The sequence below is a fragment of the Enterococcus pallens ATCC BAA-351 genome (genome assembly GCF_000407485.1).
GTDB classification, from domain to species: domain Bacteria; phylum Bacillota; class Bacilli; order Lactobacillales; family Enterococcaceae; genus Enterococcus_A; species Enterococcus_A pallens.
This window is the reverse complement of record NZ_ASWD01000002.1, coordinates 1,119,009-1,136,814: the sequence shown is the minus strand read 5'-3', so window position 1 is coordinate 1,136,814 and position 17,806 is coordinate 1,119,009. Positions and strand designations below refer to the sequence as shown.

Sequence of the window (17,806 nt, the reverse complement as noted above, 5' to 3'; positions counted from 1 at the left end):
TGGTTACATGGAAAAGGTTGAGTTACATGGTTGGTTAAAAAAAGCAAAATTAGGTGATGAAGAAGCGTTTGAAACACTCTTTACAGCATACAAAGGAGTGGTTCAGGCGATGAAGCAGGTTTACTATATACGATTATTTGATGAGGAAGATTGGTTGCAAGAAGGTCGGCTCGCGTTGCAGGATGCAATTGAAAGCTATGAATATGGCAGCCATGTGACTTTTGGTCTCTATTTCAAGCAGGTGCTAAAAAATAGAATATTATGCGAGCTGCGCAAGCAAGAAGCAAAAAAACGACGCAGCGAGAAAAATGTAGTGTCCGTTGAAAGTGACGGGCTGGAGTATTTTACTCAAAATCTAGTTTATAGTGAACAAATAGAAGAAAAATTGATGATTCGTGAGGCGATTGAGAATTCAACGATTGAATTCTCCCTGATTGAGGCAAAAATATTTCAAGCTTACATAAATAATATCGAACTTACCGAAGCTGCCAAAGAGATGGGATTGAAACGTTCGCAGGCAGAAAGTGCCTTGAACCGAGCCAAAAGAAAACTAAAAAAAGAGTTATCTTATCAAGAAGAACTTTTGTAATCGGATACATTCGTGGTTGATACTAAAAGGGTTGCAAAGCAATTTCTTTTATGATAACATTGTAAAATTCAACTTTTTCTGTTATACTGTAGGGTGAGGTGAACTGAATGCCAACAACTTTAGCAACCATCAAGCAGAGCTTAGAAGATCGCTTGGGCAGTCCGATTTTACTAGTCGCTCAAACAGGCAGAAAACGTCAAACGCAACGCAGAGGAATTCTAACTGAAATTTATCCATCTGTGTTTGTAGTCGATTTGGATCCTGAAGAAAATTCTTTTGAACGGGTATCTTATAGTTATTCCGATGTATTAACACGTACAGTAGAAATTGAATTTTTAACTGAAGCAGTTTAAGAGCCATGGAGCATAGTTGCTCCGTGGTTTTTATTTTATCTAAAATAGAACAACGAGCGCTGACATATTCTAGGCTCGTTGCTCAAGTATCTAGTTACTCTAATTTATCTTTATCCGTGCTATTTTCTTGCAAATGTTTTTGTTCCGCCAACATATCACGAATATCAGCTAAATAATCTTCAGCTGTCGGTGCTGCTACTTCTTCTTCAGCTTCTTCTTTAGTGCCTAAATTCTTCGCCCGATTAGCTGCTTTAACAATTAAGAACAAGACAAAACCAGTAATTAAGAAAGTAATAATCGCACTAACTACATCACCAAATGCAAAGGTAACACCTTTAACTGGTGACCAATCTAAAACAGAAACGGCATCTTCTAGATTTTGTCCTCGAGTAAACAATGAAACCACTAAGCCGACTAGTGGAGTGATTAGTCCTTCAACAACTTTATTTACAATGGCAGTGAATGCACTCCCGATAACAACCCCGACTGCTAAATCAAGTACGCTGCCTCGCATCAGGAATTCCTTAAATTCTTTAAACATATTATTCCTCCTTACCTTTACATTCTCCAGTATAGCGAACTCCCTAAAAAAGATGAAACAAAAGGCTTGCTTATAGCAAATGCCAGCTTTAGACTTTTTCCTGTGCTATAATTGAAGGTAATGACAAATCAAAGGAGCTTGTATATGATTCGACTAAAAAAAGGCATTCGGCTTCACGTCTTACCGACGAAAAAATATAAAACGATTCAAATTTATGGACGATTTACAACAAGACTGCGTAGAGAAAAAATGACAACGCGTACGCTTCTTGCGAACTTACTAGAAACCAATTCATTAAATTATCCCGATCAAACAAAACTAAGTGCACATTTAGCAGAGCTTTATGGTGCGGGTTTTGGACTGAGTGTAGGACGTAAGGGCAATCTTCATTGGATGAACCTTGGGATTAGTGTAGTAAATGGAAAATATGTTGACGACCCAACGATATTGGCTCAAGCAGTGGACCTGTTTAAGGAGGTTCTTTTTTATCCTAATATCAAAGATGGCCAATTCGATGAACAAACCTTTCAATTGGAAAAAGAAAATTTGAAGGGCTATTTAGAGAGCCTGGAGGAAGATAAGCAAACGCTGGCTTCGTTGAAATTACAAGAAACTTACTTTACTGATGAAGCTCAGCAAATTCCAAGCTTTGGAACAGTGTCTGATTTGAAGCAGGAAACGGCTCAAACCTTGGCGGATTACTACCAAGAGGTATTAGCAAATGATCAATTGGATCTTTTCGTAGTAGGAGATGTCAGCGAAGCAGAGGTAGCGGAGCTGTTTGCTGCCTTGCCGTTTACAGATCGTGAAGAGCGTTCACCTGAAATTTATTACGAACAGACTGTCAGCAATGTCATTCGTGAACAGCAGCTGCAAGAACCGGTAATTCAAGGTAAATTAAACTTAGCATACGCAACTGGGATTTATTACGAAGATGCCCAGCGTTTCCCGCTATTGGTCTTTAATGGTTTATTCGGTGGGTTTCCTCATTCGAAATTGTTCATGAATGTTCGGGAAAAAGAAAGCTTGGCCTATTATGCTTCTACTACCTTTGATACCTTCCGTGGTTATATGAGTGTACAGACGGGAATCAACAGTGAGAATCGTAACAAGGTGCTGCGTTTAGTTTCTGAACAATTAGAAGACTTGCAGCAAGGAGATTTTACAGATCTAGCCTTCCAGCAAACCAAGGCTATGTTGAAAAATCAGTACCTCTTAGGTTTGGATCGTCCACAAAACGTGATTGAGATTGCCTATTTGGATCAATGGCTGCCAGGCAGTCAGCTCTCTGACGAAGCTTGGCTGAAACGACTAGAGAAGGTAACCAAACAAGAAGTACAGCAGGTTGCGAAACAAATGCAGCTGCAGGCGATCTTCTTTTTGGATGGAGGAAAGCAAAATGGATAAACAAGTCTACGATAAAATTAATGAAACGTTATATAAAGAAGTGCTGCCCAACGGCTTGACTGTTTATTTGTTGCCGAAAGAAGGGTATCACAAAACTTATGGATTGTTCAGCACTAATTATGGATCAATCGATAATACCTTTATTCCTCGCGGCGGTGATGAATTTATTACAGTACCGGATGGAATTGCACACTTTCTAGAGCACAAAATGTTCGAAAAAGAAGAAGGCGATGTGTTCCAAAAATTTGGTGAACAAGGTGCTTCTGCCAATGCCTTCACCAGTTTTACGCGAACCAGCTATCTGTTTTCAACAACAGATCAGCTGGAGCTGAATTTGGCTACGTTGCTGGACTTTGTTCAGGAGCCTTATTTTACAGAGGAATCTGTACAAAAGGAACAAGGAATCATTGGTCAGGAAATCCAAATGTATCAGGATGATCCTAACTGGCAGCAATTTTTTGGGATTTTGAAAAATATGTATCCAAAGCATCCGCTGCATATTGATATCGCGGGTACAGTAGAATCCATTGCAGAAATCACTGCGGAGGATCTGTATACTTGCTATCGGACCTTCTATCATCCTAGCAACATGACGCTATTTGTGGTTGGTAATCTAGAACCAGAAGCGCTAATGAGCTTTATCCGAGAAAATCAAGCGCAAAAAGAATTTGCAGCACCAGAGCCAATCCAACGTCAATTTCCAACTGAGGGACTAGAGGATATTATACAGGTCAGCGAGCAAAAAATGCCTGTAGCTATGCCGAAATCAATCGTAGGAGTTAAAGGAATTTCTGCTCTGCCGGAAAATGATAAAGAACGGTTGATTTTTAAGCTGTCTGTTGATCTATTGCTGCAGCTTTTAGTAGGAAATACCTCCCAAAATTATTTGCGCCTATATAATGAGGGGATTATTGATGATAGCTTCGGTTATGAATTTTCACTGGATCGCAGCTTCTATTTTGCTGATTTTGGTGGCGATACTGAAAAACCAGAGCAGCTGGCGGATGAAGTAATTAAAATCTTGTTGAACTTTGAGCAGGATCCAGAGGTTAATGAAGAGAATTTGGCATTGTTGAAGAAAAAGATGCTGGGTAAATATTTCCAATCCTTAAATGCTTTAGAATATGTGGCAAACCAGTTTACTCAATCATTATTTGGTGAATGGACGTTATTTGATATGCCTGAGCTGATTCAAAGTGTACAGTTGCAAGATATTTTGGCTGCTGGACAGTTATTGATCAAGGAAGAGGCATTCAGTCGGTTCTATATGCGTAAGGAGGGGTAAGCATGCCTTACGGTCTTGTGATGGGTGCCAGTGGAGATATCGGGCAGGCGATTTGTTACGCCTTGGCTGAAGAAGGCTGGTCGCTTTACTGTCACTATCATCACAATCAGGAAAAAGTATTAAATTTAGTTTCAGACTTGCAGCAACGTTATCCCCAGCAAGATTTTTTTGTGTTATCCTTAAACATGCTAGAGGAATCTGCAATCTCAGCATTTGTGAGCCAGTTATTTCAAGTGGACGGAGTTATTTTTGCTTCTGGTTTTACGGTATATGAATTATTGCCGGAAACAACCAGTCAGCAGATGGACAGCTTATGGCAAATTCACGTAAAAACACCGCTTTTATTGTTGCAGCAGCTGCAAGTGAAATTAGCTCAAAACGGCAGCGGCCGGGTTGTTTTTATCAGCTCAGTCTACGGTCAGCATGGCAGCAGCATGGAGACAGTTTATAGTGCTGTTAAAGGAGCACAGGAGAGCTTTGTTAAAGCTTATGCAAAAGAGGTAGCCTCCTTAGGCATTACTGTTAATGCAATAGCTCCAGGAGCGGTGAATACTCGAATGAATCAAAACTGGTCATCAAATGAGCAAGAGATTTTAGCGGCAGATATTCCTTTAGGTCGAATGGCCGAACCCGACGAAGTGGCAGCGGCATGTAAATACGTATGTTCAAAGGAAGCCAGCTATACAACAGGCACTACTCTGGTGGTTGCCGGCGGCTGGATGGATTAAGGAGTAGAAAACGAGTGGCCAGTATAAATATAGGTGAAACATTACGAAAAGCCCGAATCGATAAAAAAATTAGTCTTGACGAGCTGCAGCAAAAAACGAAAATTCAAAAACGTTATTTGATTGCCTTAGAAGACAATGACTTTCATTTGCTGCCAAGTGATTACTATTTGCGAGCATTTATCCGTCAGTATGCAGAGGAAGTAAAGCTGGATGGCAATTATTTATTAGATGTCTATGATGGGAAAGACCAGCCCCGGCCAGTTTATCCTGAGCTTGAGCCAGTAGAAGGCTCCCGCAAAAATAAGCATGCTGAGCACCCAACGAAACGACGGGTTAAAGCGAGTTTGCCTGCGGTGCTTTTAGGCTTGGTTGCATTATCGATTATTGTGGTGGTAGGATATATGATGTGGCTTGATAACCAAGGAGAGCCGATCATTTCTCCAAATAATTCAATGGCTGTTGAAGGCTCTGTGAGCTCAAGTGTGGCAGACAGTGCAAGTACAAGCAGTTCAGCTGTGGAAAGTACAAGCCAATCTTCCTCGGAGCCAGAAAAACCTAAGATGGCAATCACCATGGAAAGCAATACAAACAGCGAAGCGCAAATGAAGGTGGAACAGATCAAAGGATCGGTTAAGCTAACCTTCACCGGCAAGGAACGTGTGTGGATTGGTGTTCAAGTAAATGGTGCGTTAATTTACCAATACACCTTGCAGCCAAATGAAACGCAATCAACCGAGCTGCCTGCCAATACGGCAGAAGCGGTGATTACTGTCGGAATAGCCCGCTATGCAGATGTTCAAATAAATGATGAGCCGCTGGATTATCAGCCTGCGGATTCAGCAAGTCAAAAGAATATTCGTTTAGCACTGAATTACGCGGATTGATAAGAAAGGAGCAAGACATTGAATTTACCAAATAAATTAACGGTGATCCGAATTTTTATGATTCCGTTATTTATGATTATTGTATTGGCCCCATGGGATTGGGGAACAATTATGGCCGGAGATACAGCTTTGCCGATTACGCAGCTAGTGGGGGCAATTGTTTTTGCGATTGCCAGCTATACAGACCATTTGGATGGCAAAATCGCTCGTGCCAGAGGTTTAGTAACTAACTTCGGTAAATTTGCAGATCCATTAGCAGATAAAATGCTGGTAATGACTGCGTTTATTATCCTGGTCGAGCAAGGTAAAGCACCTGCTTGGGTTATTGCAATTATTGTGTGTCGTGAATTGGCAGTAACAGGGTTACGCCTGTTGATTGTTGAGCAAGGCGGCGGTGTAATGGCAGCAGCAATGCCAGGGAAAATCAAAACAGCTACTCAAATGATTGGAATTGTGTTGCTGTACTTGAACAATGTTCCCTTCAATTACATTGGTATTCCTGTTGATCAAATTATGCTGTATGTTTGTTTATTCTTTACCGTTTATTCAGGGTATGATTATTTTGCTAAAAATACGGCCTTATTTAAAGGCTCTATGTAGAAGATTTGAACTGCGAAGCTGGCTTCGCAGTTTTTTTATGGTCTAAAATACCTGATTCCTGCAAAAAATTCCCGAAATTTTATTTTTTCTGGTATAGTTGAAGGGAAATTGCGTATCTTAAGAAAGAAGTGAATGAAATGAAAGCAGAAATTATTGCTGTCGGAACAGAATTATTAATGGGGCAAGTAGTCAATACCAATGCAACTTTTTTATCTGAACAATTGGCGGACTTAGGAATCGAGGTGTATTACCACACAGTTGTTGGAGATAATCCAAAACGTTTAGAGGAGTTATTGCAATTAGCGGACACCCGTAGCGACTTGATCATCTTAGGCGGAGGATTAGGTCCAACCGATGACGATCTAACTAAAAATGTTTTAGCTGATCATGTGGGAGTACCACTGGTTCAAGATGCTGAAGGGTACGCGCATATGATGACCTTCTTTAAAAATCGTCAGCATCCAATGACTCCGAATAATTTACGACAAGTAGAAACATTGAAAGACGGTATTCCATTACAAAACCGGACAGGACTTGCAATCGGTTGTCTCTATAAAGGAAAAAAGAACAATTATATTTTATTGCCTGGACCTCCAAGTGAATTAAGACCGATGTTTTTGGAGCAGGCCAAACCTTTATTGCAAAAAGAATTTCCAACGCAGGAAGTGCTGACTTCTCGAGTATTGCGCTTTTACGGCATAGGTGAATCGTTGTTAGTAACAGAATTAGCTGAAATGATCAAAAATCAATCCAACCCAACCATTGCACCTTATGCTAAACCAAATGAAGTAACCTTACGAATTACCGCTAATACGATGGACGATACTTCAGCAACAGTATTATTAGATCAAGCGGAAGCTGAAATTATGGCTAAGGTTGGTGAATACTTCTATGGATATGGTGATACCAACAGCTTGGAGGAAGTAACTGTTGATCTGCTGAAGCAGCATCATTTAACAGTTACAGCAGCGGAAAGCTTAACTGCGGGTGAATTTCAAGCAACATTGGGACAAATCCCTGGGGTTTCAGAAGTGTTCCCTGGTGGCTTTGTAACGTATTCTAAAGCGACAAAGGCAGCTTTCTTAGATATTGATCCAGCCTTGTTGGACACGTATGGTGTGGTTAGTCAAGAATGCGCGCAAGCGATGGCAGAGCACGCTTTGGCTAAAGCAGGAACCGATTTTGCGGTTTCCTTTACAGGGGTAGCGGGTCCGGATGAATTGGAAGGCAAAATTCCTGGAACAGTCTATATCGCGTTGGCACGGAAGGGCAAAGAAACGATTGTAACCGAGAATCACTTCTCTCGTGACCGTTCTTATGTGCGCCACAGCGCGGTTATGAAGGGATTAGACTTGATCCGCCGGGCAATTCTAAATAAAAATTAAAATACGAATGTTTGTTCGTTTTTCGCTTGCTTTTTTGGCTGCGAACCGATAAACTAATACTACTGACCCGAAGAAAATCATTCACTGAAATGTTTTTATTATAAGGAGGATTCGCGCTTGGCAGACGATCGTAAAGCAGCCTTAGAAGCTGCAATGAAGAAAATTGAAAAGAACTACGGAAAAGGCTCCATCATGAAATTAGGGGATAAGATTGATCAACAGATTTCAACTATTCCTAGTGGTTCATTGGCTCTAGACGTAGCATTAGGTGTAGGCGGCTACCCGCGTGGACGTATCATCGAAATCTACGGACCAGAAAGCTCTGGTAAGACAACTGTAGCGTTACATGCGATTGCTGAAGTGCAAAAGCAAGGCGGAACGGCAGCCTTTATCGATGCAGAGCATGCATTGGACCCGCAATATGCACAGCACTTAGGCGTCAATATTGATGAATTATTGCTTTCCCAACCAGATACTGGTGAACAAGGTTTGGAAATTGCTGACGCATTGGTATCCAGTGGTGCAGTAGACATTATTGTTATTGACTCAGTTGCTGCGTTGGTTCCTCGTGCGGAAATCGATGGTGAAATGGGTGCATCTCACGTTGGTTTGCAAGCGCGTTTAATGTCTCAAGCATTGCGTAAATTATCTGGTTCGATTAATAAGACCAAAACGATCGCGGTATTTATCAACCAAATTCGTGAAAAAGTTGGGATTATGTTTGGGAATCCAGAAACCACTCCTGGTGGACGCGCATTGAAATTCTATGCGACTGTTCGTTTGGAAGTACGTCGGGCCGAACAACTAAAAAATGGAACTGACATTGTCGGTAACCGTACGAAAATCAAAGTAGTGAAGAACAAAGTGGCTCCGCCATTTAAAGTAGCTGAAGTTGACATTATGTACGGTCAAGGGATTTCACAGGAAGGTGAACTCTTGGATATGGCGGCTGAACAAGACATCATCGATAAAAGTGGTGCTTGGTACAGCTATAAGGAAGAACGAATCGGACAAGGTCGGGAAAATGCGAAGAAATACTTAGCAGAGCATCCTGATATGACAGCGGAAGTTTCTAGTCGTGTACGTGCTGCTTACGGTATCGGTGAGCCAGTTGAGGTTCCTGAAGATGTAGAAGAGCCTGGACAAGAAGAACTTCCTTTAGAAGACTAAACGCTAAAACACTAACGAAGCACGTTGTTTCGTTAGTGTTTTTTTGTGCGCGTAAAGGTCCTAAACCCTTACATAGAGCGCTAAAAATGAACAAAGTGTCTATTTGTGTAAGAAAATGATTTTTTACTGGGGTTTCTATTTATGCTAAAAACAATGGCAACCGTCAAATAAAGTTGACACCCTATCCTTCAAACATTAGAATAAAGTTGTGTGACTATACACACGCATGCAAGTAGGCATATTGATAATTTTAACCACGTTTATCAAAAAACTACACATAAAAAAATAAGATAGTACGGAGGTGGATTCAATGACAGTTCCTATTCTCCTCGCTATCATCGGTTTAATTGTCGGTCTTGGTTTAGGATTTATGGTTGCCAAATCACGTCATGAAAAAGAAATTGATGGGGCACAAAACTCAGCTAAAGGGATTATTACTCAAGCAAGAAAAGAAGCTGAAACCTTAAAAAAAGAAGTTTTGTTGGAAGCCAAAGAAGAAAACCAGCTGTATCGAGCACAAATTGAAAGTGAGTTGAAAGAAAGCAAACAAGAACTAAAAACTCAAGAAAATCGCTTGCTTCAAAGAGAGCAGACTTTAGATCGTAAAGATGATTCTCTAGAGAAGCGTGAAAACTCACTGGAAGACAAAGAAACAAAACTCAGTGCGAGACAACAATTAATTGACGAGCGAGAAAAAGAAGTAGAACAACTAATTGATGAACAACAAACAAAACTAGAACAAGTGGCATCTCTTTCTAAAGAAGAGGCAAAAGATGTCATTATGCGAACAACAGAAGAAGAATTAAACCATGAACTAACGGTTATGGTGAAAGAATCTGAGCAACGGGCGAAAGAAGAGGCTGATCGCAAAGCGAAAAACCTGTTGGCAATGGCTATTCAACGTTGCGGAGCCGATGCTGTTTCTGAAACAACTGTTTCTGTTGTAACACTGCCAAATGATGAGATGAAAGGTCGCATCATTGGTCGTGAAGGACGTAATATCCGCACATTAGAAACATTAACCGGTATCGATTTGATCATCGATGATACCCCTGAAGCAGTAGTATTATCAGGTTTTGATCCAATTAGACGGGAAACCGCCCGCATGACCTTAGAGAAATTGATTCAAGATGGTCGGATTCATCCGGCTCGAATTGAAGAAATGGTTGAAAAATCTCGCAAGGAAATGGACGAACGCATTCGTGAATACGGTGAACAAGCTGCATTCGAAGTTGGTGCGCATACCTTGCATCCAGATTTGATTAAGATCTTAGGTCGTCTGCACTTTAGAACGAGTTATGGTCAAAATGTTCTAGATCATTCCGTAGAGGTTGCCAAGCTGACTGGTGTCTTAGCTGCCGAGTTGGGTGAAGATATCCAAATGGCGCAGCGTGCAGGTTTGCTGCATGATATCGGGAAAGCTCTGGATCATGAAATTGAAGGCTCTCACGTTGAAATTGGTGCTGAATTAGCAGCCAAATATCGTGAAAACCCAATTGTGATCAATGCCATTGCTTCTCACCATGGCGACACAGAAGCAACTTCAGTGATTTCAGTGCTGGTGGCAGCGGCTGATGCAGTATCGGCAGCACGTCCAGGAGCCCGCAGCGAATCATTGGAAAATTATATTCGCCGTCTGGAAAACTTGGAGAATATCTCTAACAGCTTTGAGGGAGTTGATTCTAGTTTCGCCGTACAAGCCGGACGGGAAGTTCGTGTTATGGTTAAACCAGAAGAAATTTCTGACTTGGAAGCGGTTCGCTTAGTTCGCGACATCCGTCGTAAGATTGAAGACGAGCTGGATTACCCAGGTCACATCAAAGTAACAGTTATCCGTGAAACACGCGCGACTGATTACGCAAAATAATTATCAATAAGACAAAAATCCTTCGTGATTTTTGTCTTATTTTGTTTTTAGAAAAATTTTATCCATTCTCGCCATTTTATTATCAAAAAGTTCGTAAAAATAGACAGTTTCAAGTTGGCAAATGAGGTAGAATAAGCTACGATAATAGAAAAGATGAGTAGGAGAAACTAAGTGGAAAAACGTATGACGCCCATGAGCGGATGGTTCAAACGTCATGCTACCTTATTGAAGATTCTTTTCTTCGGTGTTGTTTTATTTTTCGTGGCCAATCAAGTAACACACATTGCCCAGGGGATGAGCTGGCATGAGGTTTGGCAGACGATTCAGCAGCAAGATCAGTGGTCTTTATTAGGGATGCTAGGAGCCGGTTTGGCTGGTGTAGTCCCGATGCTCCTATATGACTATGTAGCTATTAAAACTTTAGAAGAAGAAGGTCGACCCAGGATGGATCTCAGCGGATGGCTGGTGGCTGCCTGGACGACGAACACAATAAATAATTTAGCAGGCTTTGGCGGTGTCGTTGGCGCGAGCCTGCGGGCGAGCTTTTATGGCAAAAACCTGGAAAGAAAAAAAGTTCTAGCCACAGTCTCAAAAATTGCTTTGTTTATGCTGAGCGGACTGTCGATTTTAGCTTTTGTTACTGCCTTGGATTTGTTTTTATTCCGCCAAGATAATCCCTTTGTCCGTTATCGGATTTGGTTATTGCTGGGGGGCGTTTTTGCCCCGCTATTAGGCGCAATCGTGTATTCTCGCCGAAAGACTCTATTTAAAGAATTTAGACCTAAACGGATTATTATTCTCTATTTGGCCTCTTTGGGTCAGTGGCTGGGGGCTTTGGCCGTATTTTTGACGGTGGGTCATTTGATGGGGATTCAATTAGCCATTAGTGCCGTTTATCCGATGTTTATTATTGCTACTGGCTTTGGGATGATTACGATGATTCCTGGAGGAGCCGGTACTTTCGATGTCATGATGATTTTAGGATTGGGGCATCTTGGGCTGAGTCAAAGTCAGGCGGTTGTCTGGATTTTGTTCTATCGGCTATTTTATTATTTACTGCCGTTTTTATCAGGTATTTTAATCTTCATCACTAGTACCAGTATGCGAATGAATCGCTATTTTGATAATTTGCCGCGCATTTTATCACAAAAGCTGGCCCATACGGTTCTTGTATGTGCTGTGTATTTTGCTGGAATCATGATGATTCTACTATCGACATTTACTAACCTCTCGAACATAAGCCGGTTATTTGAAATACTATTGCCTTACTCCTTTGATTTTTTGGATCAAACCTTGAATCTGTTAGTGGGCTTCCTATTGCTAGGACTGGCCCGTGGGATCGCCGAGAAGGTCCGTAAAGCCTTTTGGCCGACAATTGTCCTATTAGTCTTTGGAATCGTTAATACGGTCGCTAAGACGGCTTCCTTGCGCTTGATTATTGCCTACATTATTGTTCTTTTGATTGTTTGGGCTTCTCGTAAGGAATTTTCGCGGAAACGCTTTGTGTATTCATGGGGAGCACTGATTGTTGATGGCTTGATCTTTGGAATCTTGTTTATCTTCTATGCGGTGGCTGGCTATCACAGTGGTCAGCTTTGGCGGGCAGAGGCTATTCCTAATCGCTACTTTGCTTTTCCATCTGAAGATATCTGGGTGTCTGGAATTGTCGGCTTGGTGCTTTCGATTCTATGTCTGGCGATTTTGTATCAGTATTTAACGCAGGGCAAGGAAGAGCTGGGTACATCCTGGGATGAGAAACGCTTCAACTATTTGATTAATCGTTATGGCGGCACAGCGGCAGGGCATTATCTGCGCTTGCCGGGGTATGATTACTACTATTATCAGGAAAATGGCAACGATCAGATTGTATTTGGCTTCCAGACGAAAGCCAATAAGTGTTTTGTCTTAGGTAATCCCATCGGCAATCGGGAAAAATGGCAGGAGGCAACGATTGCTTTTCTGGAGCATGCAGATCGTTTAGGCTATCAATTAGCCTTTTATAAGATTTCTGATGATTATGTTTTGCTGCTGCATGATTTAGGTTTCCATTTTGATAAAATCGGAGAAAATGGCGTAACGGATTTCAAAGCTCATCCTCGCGAAGTTTTTTCTGACCGCTTTGAATTCAAGCGATTGACCAATGAGGGCTATCAATTTATCTACTTTAAAAAGATACCTGATGAAGTGTATGAGGAAATGCGGGAAATCTCTGAAGAGTGGTTAAATGGAGAAAAGGAAAAGCATTTCTCGGTGGGACGTTTTGATCGGGCCTATCTTGAAGCAAGCCAAGTGGGAATTGTTAGAGATCCTGCGAACCGGATCGTCGGCTTTATTTCGAAACAGCCGATTGATGCTAACCGCAGCTCTTATGATTTGCTGCGCTATCGCAATGATGTTCCGAAAGAACTGCCGACCTTTTTGAAGCTTCAGTTGATGGATGAGTTGAAGCGTCAGGGTGTTCAGCTGGTTTATCAGGGAATGGCGCCGTTAGCCAAGGTAGGGGAGACATCCTACTCCTTTTTAGGAGAGCGGATCATGAATCTGATTTATAAATATGGAAATTCCTTCTATGCCTTCCAGCAAGTCACAGAGGAGAAAACATTATACGTAGATTATTGGCGGCCTCGCTACTTTGCTTACATGAAGTCCAGCAGCTTTTTATTCTCAGCTTTGCAGCTGCTGCTGCTGATTGGACGAGGGAAGAACAAAGGAGCAACCTTAACCGATGAAATGATCGAAGTATAAAAAGCTCTAAATGGCTCGACCCCCAAAAGTTAGATGTTTGGTCTAACTTCTGGGGGTCGTTTTTTTATTGAATATCAATTTTTTTGCGAGTTTGTCGATCGGCTTCGATTTTAGGTAAGGTTAAATGAAGGACACCCATTTCAAAAGCGGCGGTGATTTGGTCTTCTGCAACATTTTTTACGACAAATTGGCGGCGCAGGGCAGTAGTCGAGCGTTCTTTACGCAAATAGCGTCCATCGTCGCCTTCTTCCTCTTTACTCACGGAATGCTCTGCTGAGATAGCTAGGATTTCACTATCGTATTCGACAGTAATCTCTTCTTTGCTAAAACCAGGTAAGTCGGCTTTCACTTCATAGCGATCAGGAAATTCTTTCACATCTACATTTAACTTTCGGTCTTCGCCAAAGCTGCTTAACAATTTTCCAACTAACTCTTCTCCGTCCAACCAATCTTTTTTAGGAAACAGTCCTGCCATAATACTCTCCTTCTTTCCTTTTTCTTTAATCGTAAGCGTTCCTGAGAAAATATTCAACCGATAATATTAAAAGCATGCTAAAATGGAGTAACTATACTTTTGCGAGGAGCTATGATAGAATTTCCTAGTGAAAAATTCGAATAGGTGAGAAAATGGAGATCATGGAAAAAGCGCCAGCTAAGATCAATCTTGGCCTGGACATTCTCGGTAAACGTCCAGATGGCTTGCATGAATTATCAATGGTTATGGCGAGTATTGATCTGGCGGATCGTTTACATCTAGAGGAAATTCCTGAAAATAAAATTATCATCGAAACCAATAAGGCATTTTTACCCACTGATAAGAAGAACCATGTTTATGAGGCACTGGAGCTGGTGAAGGATCGCTACCAGATCGACACTGGATTAAAGGTGAATATTCATAAGCAGATTCCGGTTGCAGCAGGTTTAGGCGGCGGTTCAACGGATTCAGCAGCTGCGTTACGGGCAGTGAATCGTTTATGGCAGCTGGGCCTATCAATGGAGGAGCTGGCTGCATTAGGTGCAGAAGTGGGTTCGGATGTTCCTTATTGTGTATATAGTCAGACTGCATTAGTTGAAGGCTTTGGCGAAAAAGTGACCTTGCTGCCATCAATGCCCCAATGCTGGGTAGTGGTGGTGAAGCCGCGGATGAGTGTTTCCACCCGCAGTATCTTTTCGCAAATTGTCATGGAGGACTTGTACCATCCTAACATTGCGGCTTTAATTAAGGCGATTGAAACACAAGACTATCAGATGATGACGGAAAATTTGGGGAATTCAATGGAAGTTGTAACGATCAAGAAACACCCAATTATTCAAAGAATCAAAGACCGGATGATGAGATACGGTGCAGATGCTGCGATGATGAGCGGCAGCGGCCCAACGGTTTATGGCTTGTGCCATAAGCATTCCAGAGCACAACATATTTACAATGCATTAAAAGGGTTCTGTGATGAGGTCTACCTTGTCAGAACCTTAAAGTAAGATCCACTTGTGGGTCTTTTTTTCTGTCTATGGCAGGAAGGTACATAAGAAAAATAACACCTGGAGAATATATTATCTTTCTATCATATGAACGTATTAACATGTATTTTACGGTTTGATGGGCTTTTTATTTGGTAAAACGTAAAATTTACGCTTTGTCTTGACGGATAGAAAAACATCTGTTAGATTATTTTAGGTCAAATGGATTTGAAAGGTGTGAAGTAAATGAAAAAAACGCTTCTATTTTTAGCATCAATAGCTGCAGTAGGCTTGCTAGCTGCCTGTGGCAATCAACAGGATCAAAAGGCGACAAAGAATGATAAACTACAAGTCATGACGACTTTTTACCCGATGTATGAATTTACCAAGGAGGTAGTTGGTGATAAGGGAGAGGTGGAGCTGCTGATTCCAGCGGGGACAGAGCCTCATGATTATGAACCATCAGCCAAGGACTTAGCGAAGATTGCAGAATCAGATGTTTTTGTATACAACAGCCCCGAATTAGAAACGTGGGTGGATAATCTGACAGATACCGTGGATGACAAGAAAACGACGGTGATTGAAGCTTCTAAGAATATTTCTTTAATGGAAGGTTCTGAAGAAGAAGAGGGGGAAGAAGGCCACGATCACAGTCACGAGCTTGATACTCATGTATGGTTAGACCCCGTTTTGGCGATTAAAGAAGTCGAAACTATCCGTGACGATTTAAGCAAAAAATACCCTGACGATAAAGCAGCTTTTGAGAAAAATGCGGAAGCGTATATTAAAAAATTGCAGGACTTGGATCAGCAATATCAAACAGCCTTTGCCGATGCATCCAATAAAACCTTTGTGACTCAGCACGCGGCCTTTGGTTACTTGGCGAAACAATATGGGCTGACACAAGAAGCAATCGCAGGTGTTTCTCCAGATCAAGAACCTTCGCCTGCTCGTTTGAGTGAGTTGAAGCATTATGTCGACGAGAACCAGGTTAGTGTCATTTATTTTGAAGAAAATGCCTCTTCTAAAGTTGCCGAAACCTTATCACAGGAAACCGGCGTTAAATTAGAGGTGTTAAACCCATTGGAAAGCTTAACCGATCAGCAAATCAAAGATGGGGAAAGCTATTTGACGGTGATGGAAAAAAATCTTTCCGCACTGAAAGAAAGTATCAAGTAAGAATTAAGGAGGAATGGCAATGTCCTATATAAAAGTAGAAAATCTTTCCTTTTACTACGATGAAGAACCTGTTCTGGAAAATGTTTCCTATCAGGTAGATCCAGGGGAATTTGTCATTCTAACTGGTGAAAACGGAGCAGCTAAGTCTACCCTGATTAAGGCTACGCTAGGACTGTTGAAGCCAAGCAGCGGTCAGGTGACAATTGCCAAACAAAATACGGAAGGAAAAAAACTAAGAATGGGGTACATCCCTCAACAAGTTGCTTCCTTTAATGCTGGATTTCCCAGTACCGTCTTGGAATTAGTCAGCTCAGGCCGCTATCCTAATGGAAAATGGTTTAAAAAATTAACGGAGCGAGATCATGCTCACGTGAAAAAGGCGTTGGAAGCTGTCGGAATGTGGAACATGCGGCATAAACGAGTTGGTGAGCTCTCCGGTGGGCAAAAACAGCGGATCAGCTTAGCCCGGATTTTTGCCAATGACCCAGATTTGTTTATCCTAGATGAACCGACAACGGGAATGGATGAACGCTCTCGGAACAATTTTTACGAATTGCTGCAGCACAGTGCTCACGAGCATGGAAAGAGTATTTTAATGATTACCCATGATCATGATGATATCAAGGGCTATGTGGATCGGCAAATTCGCTTAGTGCGGAAGGAGGATTCTCAATGGCGCTGCTTTCATATGAATTCATGATCCGAGCCTTTTTGGCAGGGATTTTTATTGCCGGAATTGCCCCAATGTTGGGAGTTTTCTTGGTTATTCGCCGCCAATCGTTAATGGCAGATACCTTGTCCCACGTTTCCTTGGCTGGAGTAGCCTTAGGATTTTTCTTAAATTTGAATCCAACGGCAACCACCTTGCTGGTTGTGGTAATTGCGGCAATTATTATGGAGTATTTGCAGAATATGTACAGCTCCTATTCGGAAATATCCATTGCGATTTTGATGGCAGCTGGCTTAGCTATTGCTTTGGTCCTAATGAAGCTGGCACCTGGCAGCTCAGCCGTTAGTATTCAATCTTACTTGTTTGGTTCGATTATTACGGTTACGTGGCCGCAGGTGGGATTTTTAGGCGCTTTGTTCGTATTAGTTAGTATTTTGTTTCTCCTATTCAAACGTCCGATGTATGTTTTAACCTTTGATGAGGATATTGCAGCGGTTGACGGCTTACCCGTGCGCTTAATGTCCATGATTTTCAATGTAGTAACTGGGGTCGCTATCGCAGTAATGATTCCGATTGCCGGCGCGTTATTGATTTCAGCAATCATGATTGTTCCCGCAGCAACTGGAATGCGGGCAGGCAAGAGCTTCAATGCCGTTATTCTGATTAGTGTGATCATTGGCTTGGTGGGAATTATCAGTGGATTGACCGGTTCCTTCTATATGGATATTCCACCAGGGGCAACCATTACTCTTTGCTTTATCGGACTGTTCTTGCTGATGAACGTGTTTCGTCGGGTGAAAATGATGCTTCAGCGAAAAAGAAATCAAAATGATTAGAGGAAAGCGAAGGCTTCTCCTCTTTTTTTATGCAATTTATTAGAAAAGCCGAACTTTTTCTGTCAAAAACTAGAAAATGCTCGAATTTTTTGAGCTAAACCCTTATAAT

At 41.7% G+C, this 17,806-nt stretch carries 17 protein-coding genes; 15 read left to right on the top strand and 2 right to left on the bottom strand.

Annotated features, from left to right (window positions below; all coding sequences use genetic code 11):
- Nucleotides 1–7 precede the first annotated feature (7 nt).
- Together I588_RS11900 and I588_RS11895 are read left to right on the top strand one after the other, a co-directional pair.
- The gene (locus I588_RS11900) at nt 8–589 is read left to right on the top strand and encodes a sigma-70 family RNA polymerase sigma factor (protein WP_010756309.1); all 582 of its coding nucleotides are present in this window, start codon (nt 8–10) and stop codon (nt 587–589) included.
- A 107-nt stretch (nt 590–696) separates the two neighbouring features.
- Nucleotides 697–942, top strand: coding sequence for a Veg family protein (locus tag I588_RS11895; RefSeq protein ID WP_010756310.1), 246 nt, complete (start codon nt 697–699; stop codon nt 940–942).
- Nucleotides 943–1,036: 94 nt separating this feature from the next.
- Here the strand turns inward: I588_RS11895 and mscL are convergent, their stop codons facing one another.
- Complete coding sequence (gene mscL, locus I588_RS11890; RefSeq protein WP_010756311.1) at nt 1,037–1,483, bottom strand: large conductance mechanosensitive channel protein MscL; 447 nt, start codon at nt 1,481–1,483, stop codon at nt 1,037–1,039.
- A gap of 144 nt (nt 1,484–1,627) precedes the next feature.
- Here mscL and yfmF point away from each other — a divergent pair, with 144 nt between their 5' ends.
- The 9 genes from yfmF (at nt 1,628) to mprF (ending at nt 13,554) form a co-directional block, all read left to right on the top strand.
- Nucleotides 1,628–2,890, top strand: coding sequence for an EF-P 5-aminopentanol modification-associated protein YfmF (yfmF, locus tag I588_RS11885; protein WP_010756312.1), 1,263 nt, complete (start codon nt 1,628–1,630; stop codon nt 2,888–2,890).
- Complete coding sequence (gene yfmH, locus I588_RS11880) at nt 2,883–4,175, top strand: EF-P 5-aminopentanol modification-associated protein YfmH (RefSeq protein ID WP_010756313.1); 1,293 nt, start codon at nt 2,883–2,885, stop codon at nt 4,173–4,175. The genes yfmF and yfmH overlap by 8 nt, the downstream gene beginning before the upstream one ends.
- Nucleotides 4,176–4,177: 2 nt before the next feature.
- Entirely contained in the window at nt 4,178–4,903 is a 726-nt protein-coding gene (ymfI, locus tag I588_RS11875) for an elongation factor P 5-aminopentanone reductase (RefSeq protein ID WP_010756314.1), read from the top strand.
- A 14-nt stretch (nt 4,904–4,917) separates the two neighbouring features.
- Nucleotides 4,918–5,787, top strand: a complete 870-nt coding sequence (locus tag I588_RS11870) for a RodZ domain-containing protein (RefSeq protein ID WP_010756315.1) — start codon at nt 4,918–4,920, stop codon at nt 5,785–5,787.
- Nucleotides 5,788–5,805: 18 nt separating this feature from the next.
- Nucleotides 5,806–6,387, top strand: a complete 582-nt coding sequence (gene pgsA, locus I588_RS11865) for a CDP-diacylglycerol--glycerol-3-phosphate 3-phosphatidyltransferase (RefSeq protein ID WP_010756316.1) — start codon at nt 5,806–5,808, stop codon at nt 6,385–6,387.
- Between the two features lie 137 nt (nt 6,388–6,524).
- On the top strand, nt 6,525–7,772 hold the full coding sequence (locus I588_RS11860; RefSeq protein ID WP_010756317.1) for a competence/damage-inducible protein A: 1,248 nt from the start codon (nt 6,525–6,527) through the stop codon (nt 7,770–7,772).
- A 117-nt stretch (nt 7,773–7,889) separates the two neighbouring features.
- A complete protein-coding gene (gene recA / locus I588_RS11855) occupies nt 7,890–8,942 on the top strand; it encodes a recombinase RecA (protein ID WP_010756318.1) in 1,053 nt (350 codons plus the stop codon).
- A 310-nt stretch (nt 8,943–9,252) separates the two neighbouring features.
- Nucleotides 9,253–10,809, top strand: a complete 1,557-nt coding sequence (gene rny, locus I588_RS11850; RefSeq protein WP_010756319.1) for a ribonuclease Y — start codon at nt 9,253–9,255, stop codon at nt 10,807–10,809.
- A 183-nt stretch (nt 10,810–10,992) separates the two neighbouring features.
- A complete protein-coding gene (mprF, locus tag I588_RS11845; RefSeq protein WP_081632997.1) occupies nt 10,993–13,554 on the top strand; it encodes a bifunctional lysylphosphatidylglycerol flippase/synthetase MprF in 2,562 nt (853 codons plus the stop codon).
- A gap of 64 nt (nt 13,555–13,618) precedes the next feature.
- Here the strand turns inward: mprF and I588_RS11840 are convergent, their stop codons facing one another.
- Entirely contained in the window at nt 13,619–14,029 is a 411-nt protein-coding gene (locus I588_RS11840; protein ID WP_010756321.1) for an Hsp20/alpha crystallin family protein, read from the bottom strand.
- Between the two features lie 152 nt (nt 14,030–14,181).
- On the opposite strand from I588_RS11840, the gene ispE reads away from it, so the two are divergent.
- The 4 genes from ispE (at nt 14,182) to I588_RS11820 (ending at nt 17,697) form a co-directional block, all read left to right on the top strand.
- Nucleotides 14,182–15,033 (top strand): 4-(cytidine 5'-diphospho)-2-C-methyl-D-erythritol kinase, encoded by an 852-nt coding sequence (ispE, locus tag I588_RS11835; protein ID WP_010756322.1) that lies wholly within the window; start codon nt 14,182–14,184, stop codon nt 15,031–15,033.
- A gap of 225 nt (nt 15,034–15,258) precedes the next feature.
- Nucleotides 15,259–16,191 (top strand): metal ABC transporter substrate-binding protein, encoded by a 933-nt coding sequence (locus tag I588_RS11830; protein ID WP_010756323.1) that lies wholly within the window; start codon nt 15,259–15,261, stop codon nt 16,189–16,191.
- 19 nt (nt 16,192–16,210) lie between these two features.
- Entirely contained in the window at nt 16,211–16,891 is a 681-nt protein-coding gene (locus I588_RS11825; protein WP_010756324.1) for a metal ABC transporter ATP-binding protein, read from the top strand.
- On the top strand, nt 16,864–17,697 hold the full coding sequence (locus tag I588_RS11820) for a metal ABC transporter permease (RefSeq protein ID WP_010756325.1): 834 nt from the start codon (nt 16,864–16,866) through the stop codon (nt 17,695–17,697). The genes I588_RS11825 and I588_RS11820 overlap by 28 nt, the downstream gene beginning before the upstream one ends.
- The last annotated feature ends 109 nt before the right edge of the window (nt 17,698–17,806 follow it).

Bases quoted from the DNA above. Each gene is read 5' to 3' on its own strand.
- I588_RS11840 (WP_010756321.1), bottom strand. From the start codon at position 14,029: ATGGCAGGACTGTTTCCTAAAAAAGATTGGTTGGACGGAGAAGAGTTA.
- yfmF (WP_010756312.1), top strand. From the start codon at position 1,628: ATGATTCGACTAAAAAAAGGCATTCGGCTTCACGTCTTACCGACGAAA.
- I588_RS11860 (WP_010756317.1), top strand. From the start codon at position 6,525: ATGAAAGCAGAAATTATTGCTGTCGGAACAGAATTATTAATGGGGCAA.
- I588_RS11900 (WP_010756309.1), top strand. From the start codon at position 8: ATGGAAAAGGTTGAGTTACATGGTTGGTTAAAAAAAGCAAAATTAGGT.
- I588_RS11895 (WP_010756310.1), top strand. From the start codon at position 697: ATGCCAACAACTTTAGCAACCATCAAGCAGAGCTTAGAAGATCGCTTG.
- ymfI (WP_010756314.1), top strand. From the start codon at position 4,178: ATGCCTTACGGTCTTGTGATGGGTGCCAGTGGAGATATCGGGCAGGCG.
- I588_RS11820 (WP_010756325.1), top strand. From the start codon at position 16,864: ATGGCGCTGCTTTCATATGAATTCATGATCCGAGCCTTTTTGGCAGGG.
- mprF (WP_081632997.1), top strand. From the start codon at position 10,993: ATGACGCCCATGAGCGGATGGTTCAAACGTCATGCTACCTTATTGAAG.
- I588_RS11825 (WP_010756324.1), top strand. From the start codon at position 16,211: ATGTCCTATATAAAAGTAGAAAATCTTTCCTTTTACTACGATGAAGAA.
- ispE (WP_010756322.1), top strand. From the start codon at position 14,182: ATGGAGATCATGGAAAAAGCGCCAGCTAAGATCAATCTTGGCCTGGAC.
- mscL (WP_010756311.1), bottom strand. From the start codon at position 1,483: ATGTTTAAAGAATTTAAGGAATTCCTGATGCGAGGCAGCGTACTTGAT.
- rny (WP_010756319.1), top strand. From the start codon at position 9,253: ATGACAGTTCCTATTCTCCTCGCTATCATCGGTTTAATTGTCGGTCTT.
- yfmH (WP_010756313.1), top strand. From the start codon at position 2,883: ATGGATAAACAAGTCTACGATAAAATTAATGAAACGTTATATAAAGAA.
- I588_RS11830 (WP_010756323.1), top strand. From the start codon at position 15,259: ATGAAAAAAACGCTTCTATTTTTAGCATCAATAGCTGCAGTAGGCTTG.